General features: G+C 65.1%; 5 protein-coding genes and 2 pseudogenes. 6 read left to right on the top strand and 1 reads right to left on the bottom strand.

Annotation, left to right across the window (positions count from 1 at the left end; all coding sequences use genetic code 11):
- The 4 genes and pseudogenes from ACLP9N_RS39725 to ACLP9N_RS39710 all read left to right on the top strand — a co-directional run.
- Window positions 1-125: pseudogene (locus tag ACLP9N_RS39725) on the top strand (DUF427 domain-containing protein); the annotation flags it as partial.
- Between the two features lie 149 nt (window positions 126-274).
- The gene (locus ACLP9N_RS39720) at window positions 275-1,690 is read left to right on the top strand and encodes an ammonium transporter (protein ID WP_442412523.1); all 1,416 of its coding nucleotides are present in this window, start codon (window positions 275-277) and stop codon (window positions 1,688-1,690) included.
- 16 nt (window positions 1,691-1,706) lie between these two features.
- Window positions 1,707-2,045 (top strand): P-II family nitrogen regulator, encoded by a 339-nt coding sequence (locus ACLP9N_RS39715; protein WP_442412522.1) that lies wholly within the window; start codon window positions 1,707-1,709, stop codon window positions 2,043-2,045.
- 230 nt (window positions 2,046-2,275) lie between these two features.
- Window positions 2,276-2,479, top strand: a complete 204-nt coding sequence (locus tag ACLP9N_RS39710) for a PE family protein (protein WP_442412521.1) — start codon at window positions 2,276-2,278, stop codon at window positions 2,477-2,479.
- Between the two features lie 53 nt (window positions 2,480-2,532).
- Here the strand turns inward: ACLP9N_RS39710 and ACLP9N_RS39705 are convergent, their stop codons facing one another.
- The gene (locus ACLP9N_RS39705; protein ID WP_442412524.1) at window positions 2,533-2,718 is read right to left on the bottom strand and encodes a hypothetical protein; all 186 of its coding nucleotides are present in this window, start codon (window positions 2,716-2,718) and stop codon (window positions 2,533-2,535) included.
- On the opposite strand from ACLP9N_RS39705, the pseudogene ACLP9N_RS39700 reads away from it, so the two are divergent.
- Both ACLP9N_RS39700 and ACLP9N_RS39695 read left to right on the top strand, forming a co-directional pair.
- Window positions 2,717-3,786: pseudogene (locus tag ACLP9N_RS39700) on the top strand (PE-PPE domain-containing protein). The gene ACLP9N_RS39705 and the pseudogene ACLP9N_RS39700 sit on opposite strands and share 2 nt — an antisense overlap.
- Window positions 3,787-4,176: 390 nt before the next feature.
- Window positions 4,177-4,969: YncE family protein (locus ACLP9N_RS39695; protein ID WP_442412520.1), on the top strand; the 793-nt coding region annotated here is incomplete at its 3' end.

Below are 4,969 nucleotides of genomic sequence, written 5' to 3'. Positions count from 1 at the left end.
GGACGTACCACTACCCACTGCCGGCGGTCGGCCAAATCGCCGGCCTGGTGGCGTTCTACAACGAGAAGGTCGACATCCTCGTCGACGGGGCCGCGTTGCCGCGCCCGCAGACCCAGTTCGGCTAGCCGGTGCCGCTTCGGCCCGGAACCGACATGAATATTTAAACCGCCGCACACACGACCGAAATATTTGCGTTCGACGCTTCACCCCACGGCGTCACTACGCACCGCAGCTGAACTTAACCGGTTGGCTCGAAATGGGGTGTGTCTGAACTATGTTGCCCTATCCCGATTGGCTAAATCCCGGAGACAACGCCTGGCAGTTGGTGGCGGCGACTCTCGTCGGCCTGATGAGCATTCCAGGCATCGCCGTCCTGTACGGCGGGATCGTGCAGAAGAAATGGGCTGTCAACACCATGCTGATGGCGTTCACCGGCTTTTCGCTGGTACTGGTCGTGTGGGTGCTCTGGGGATTCAAGATGGGCTTCGGCGAGCCGCTGAAGCTGGGCCCCGGCATTCTGCAGTCGGCGGTCGGGAAACCCAGGACGATCCTGAGCAGTAACAACCAGCAAATTGCCTATATCCCGCTGTTGGACGGCACCATGCCGTCGTTCCGCTTCTCGGAAACCACGCTGGCCTACTTCCAGTTCGTGTTCGCCGCTATCACCCCGCTGCTGTTTCTTGGCAGCGTGATCGGCCGGATGAGCTTCAAGGTATGGCTGATCTTCGTCCCGCTGTGGTCGACGTTCGCCTACTCGGTGAACGCATTCCTGTTATGGGGCGGCGGCTGGTGGTCCCACGCGGGCGCTCTGGACTACAGCGGGGGGTACGTGATTCACCTGGCCGCCGGGACAAGCGGATTCGTCGCCGCCGCGGTGATCGGCCCCAGGCTGGCGCGTGACCGGGAACGCGCAGTGCCGAACAACCTTCCCTTGGCCGCGGTCGGCGCCGGCGTCCTGTGGTTGGGCTGGAACGGGTTCAACGGCGGTGACCCGTACTTCTCGGGTGCTGACGCATCGCTGGCGGTACTCAACACCAACCTCACCACCGCCGTAGCGTTGCTCACCTGGGTGATCTGGGACATCTTCGCGAGCAAGCAGCGCAAGCCGACGTTCCTCGGCGCCGTCAACGGCATGATCACCGGCCTCGTCGCCATCACCCCGGCGGCCGGCTTCGTCAACAGCTTCGGCGCGATGATCATCGGCGTCGTTGCCTCGTCCCTGGTGTGGATGTCCTGGAACTGGCTTGGTAGGGCGAGGCTCTTCAAGAAGGTCGACGACACGCTTGGTGTTTTCCACACCCATGGCGTGGCGGGCTTGTCGGGCGGGTTGCTCGTCGGGGTGCTCGCCGACCCACATATCGTTGAATACCTGGGCGGCAGCACAGGGACGGACGTGACGTTCTCCGGTTGGCTGTACGGTCACCACCCCAAACAGATACTGATACAGGCCGGCGCCGCAGCCACGGTCATCGTCTGGGATGCCCTGGTCACATTCATCATCCTGAAATTCCTCGGCCTCTTCATGAAGTTGCGGTTGCCCGACGAGGTGCTGGAAACCGGCGACGTCGGTGTGCACGACGAAGAGGCTTACCCCGACGAAACGCTCGTCACGGGCAGGCGGGTCGAGCCGCTGGCGGCGACGCGGGCCGAGACAGTGGCCTCCAAGCCCGCCGAGCCGGCGGGCGATTAGAGACGCTGAGGACGCCATGAAGCTGGTCACTGCAATCGTTCAGCCCTTCACGCTCGATGACGTCAGGCACGCCGTGGAGTCCGTCGGCGTGCTGGGTATGACCGTCGCGGAAGTCAAGGGATACGGCAGGCAGCGGGGGCACACCGAGGTCTACCGCGGCGCCGAGTACCAGATCGAGTTCGTCCCGAAGGTCCGTGTCGAGGTATTGGTCGCCGAGGAGTTCACCGAGCGAGTTGTCGGGGCTGTCGTCAGCGCCGCTCGCACCGGCAAGATCGGTGACGGCAAGGTCTGGGTATTGCCGGTCGACAGGGTGATTCGCATCCGCACCGGGGAGTACGACCACAACGCACTGTGAGTGCGACGGCGGGGCAGGGGTGAGCTCCTCGTGTGACACCCGCGCCCGGATAAAGCTCTGCGGTACAAAGCGTTACGCCTTGGGTAGCATCCCGTCTGCCGCATTCTTCAACGGGCCTTCCCGGCCCGGCGCACTCGTCTCGATGAGGGTCCACCCTGCGCGTTAGCCGATTACGGAATTCGAAGCCAAACGGACACAAAAACTCGAGGCTGGCCGCCGGAGGTACACGGATGTCATTTGTTACTACGGCGCCGTACATCGTGACCGCGGCGGCGGCGGACCTGGCCAAGATCGGGTCGGCGGTCAGCGCGGCGAATTCGGCCGCGTTGGCCAAGACCACGGGAGTGCTGCCCGCGGCCGCCGACGAGGTGTCGGTGCAGATCGCGGCGTTGTTCGACTCGTACGCCAGCGGGTATCGGGAGATAACCACGTAGGCGACGGCCTTTCACGACCAGTTCGTGCAACTGCTGAACGTTGGTGCGGGGCTTTATGACAGCGCCGAGGCGGCCAGTGTGTCGCTGCTGCAGGGGGCGTCGGGCGCTGTCAATGCGCCGGCGCAAGCCCTGCTGGGCCACCCGCTCATCGGCGGTGGAATCCTCAGGTCGGCGGCGAACTCACTGGCCACCGCCCTCGGCGCGCCGACACCGGCCGCTTCGTCGATCGCGTTCATCATGGGCGGCACCTTGAACGCCCAACCCGATCCGTCCTACGTGGCGGCCATCAACGGGCTCTTCATCCAGCCCAACCCCAACTTCACGGGTTTCAACCCGTTCGGCTTGTACACGCCCGAGGGCGCCAACATCCCGGGCATCAGCGGTGTGACCCTGGCTCAATCGGTGGCGGAGGGCGAGCTCATCCTGAACAACGCCATCATGGGGCTCCCCACCGGGACGCAAGCCCTCGTGTTCGGGTACTCGCAGAGCGCCGCCGTAGCCACCCTGGAGATGAGGGCTCTCCACGCGCTGCCGAGCTTCGAACGGCCGAGCCCCAGCGACCTGTCGTTCATGCTGATCGGCGACATCGACAATCCGAACGCGGGCTCTTCTCCCGCTTCACGGTCAACATCCCGATCCTGGACATCCCGTTCTACGGCGCGACACCCTCGAACACCCCCTATCCCACCACCATCTACACCGGCCAATACGACGGCGTCGCCAACTTCCCGCAATACCCGATCAACATCTTGGCCGACCTCAACGCCATCGCCGGTGCCACCTACGTGCACCCGTCATACGCCCACCTCACGGCGACGCAAATTCAGAACGCGGTGCCCCTGGCGACGTCCCCGGGCTACTACGCTGACGGCGGGGTCACGCACTACTACATGATTCCGAAGCAGAACCTCCCGCTGCTGGACCCAGTGCGTTCTCTGCCCTACGTCGGCACGCCACTGGCAGACCTCCTGCAACCGGATCTGACGGTGCTCGCCAACCTGGGCTACAACCCGAACGCCTACGCCGACGTGGCCACCCCCGCGCAGCTGTTGCCCGGCTTCGCTCCGCTCGGCGAACTGTTGACGCTGGCGCAGCCTCAGCTCAACGCTCTGGGCGTGTTCCTTTCCCCTTATCCGGACATTCCCAGCCCGAATTTCAGCCTGACCACCATCGGTTCGCAACTGGTGCTTGGTGCCCAGCAAGGGGTCACTGACGCGCTGGTCGACATCGGACTGCTGCCGCCGTCGTATTACGCAACCACCTATCCGGCCGTCAACAGCGTGTCGGCCATTGCGCCGGTGGCATAGAGCGGCATAGCCCGCCACGCGGGTTGAGTGCGTGTGATATTTACCTCTTTCGGGTGTTGATCCTGAGAATTCTTTGACAAGAGGGGCAGACGGGAACTTTGGCGGCAGCGTTAGCTGCGACTTCGAAAGCTTGTTTTCGACAGGGTTTTGGACTTCGCTGCCGGACGCCCGGCGACGGTTTAACAATATTTTTGTAAAGGAAAAATAAGGCGAGCAACCATGTGCGGCAGGCGCCGCATAATTTCGCTTATTGCGGCGTGAATTCGGACGCTACACTCGCTTCATAGCGGCGCCATTCGGCGCGAAATGCCATTTGATCCGGGCGGCGCGGCTCGCGCCTAGTCAGCGATGCCTGCCCCGCCCGCGGACGCAGATAAAGGCGGTGCCAGCGTGAGCAAGGTGGAGGGCCGTAAGGCCGCCCATGACGATGGAGACGGCCAAGCGACCGTGGTCCGGATCGCGGTCAACCGAGGGCCGATCAGCGACCTCGTCGTCAGCCCCGACGGCGGTCGGCTCCTGGTGACCAACTGTGGGAGCGACAGCGTCTCGGTCATCGACACCGACACTCGCCGGGTCACTGGCACGGTTGCCGGCCTCAACGAGCCGTTCGCGATCGCCGTGGACGGTCACGGCGGCGGCCGGGCATTCGTCAGCACGGTGTCCCGGGCGTACGACGCCATCGCGGTCCTCGACGCCCGCGCCGGCACCGTCGTCGCGACCCATCCGCTGGCGCTCCGCGTCAGCGACCTGGCGGCAAGCCCCGACGGCAAGCGCGCCTATGTCAGCAGGAACGGCGCCGACGGCGGCGACCTGGCCGTTCTGGACACCGCCACCGGTCGCGTCGGGACGGTTGGGCTGCCGGTCGCGCCGCGCGCCACCACGGCATGCGTGCGCGTCAGTCCGGACGGCTCGCACCTGTATGTGGCCGCCAACGGCCCGGCCGGCGGGCAGGTGTTCGCGTTGCGGGCTGACGGCGTCCCGCGCGTCGTCGGGACCATCCGTATCGGCTTGCCCATCCGCGATGTGGCGCTGAGCCCCGACGGTGCCATCGCCTACGTGGCCAGCTGCGCTCCGGACTCGGGTGCCGTGGTCGACGTCATCGACACCCGCAGCCACGCCATCACCCGGACGCGCAAGGTCGGCGACATCGGCGGCATCCTCACCGGGCTGACCGTCAGCGGCG

This window comes from Mycobacterium sp. (genome assembly GCF_052144515.1).
In the GTDB taxonomy this organism is placed as follows: Bacteria; Actinomycetota; Actinomycetes; order Mycobacteriales; family Mycobacteriaceae; genus Mycobacterium.
Note: the sequence above shows the minus strand (reverse complement) of the source record. Positions and strands in the feature narration are given on the sequence as shown.

Bases quoted from the DNA above. Each gene is read 5' to 3' on its own strand.
- ACLP9N_RS39710 (WP_442412521.1), top strand. From the start codon at position 2,276: ATGTCATTTGTTACTACGGCGCCGTACATCGTGACCGCGGCGGCGGCG.
- ACLP9N_RS39705 (WP_442412524.1), bottom strand. From the start codon at position 2,718: ATGATGAACGCGATCGACGAAGCGGCCGGTGTCGGCGCGCCGAGGGCG.
- ACLP9N_RS39715 (WP_442412522.1), top strand. From the start codon at position 1,707: ATGAAGCTGGTCACTGCAATCGTTCAGCCCTTCACGCTCGATGACGTC.
- ACLP9N_RS39720 (WP_442412523.1), top strand. From the start codon at position 275: ATGTTGCCCTATCCCGATTGGCTAAATCCCGGAGACAACGCCTGGCAG.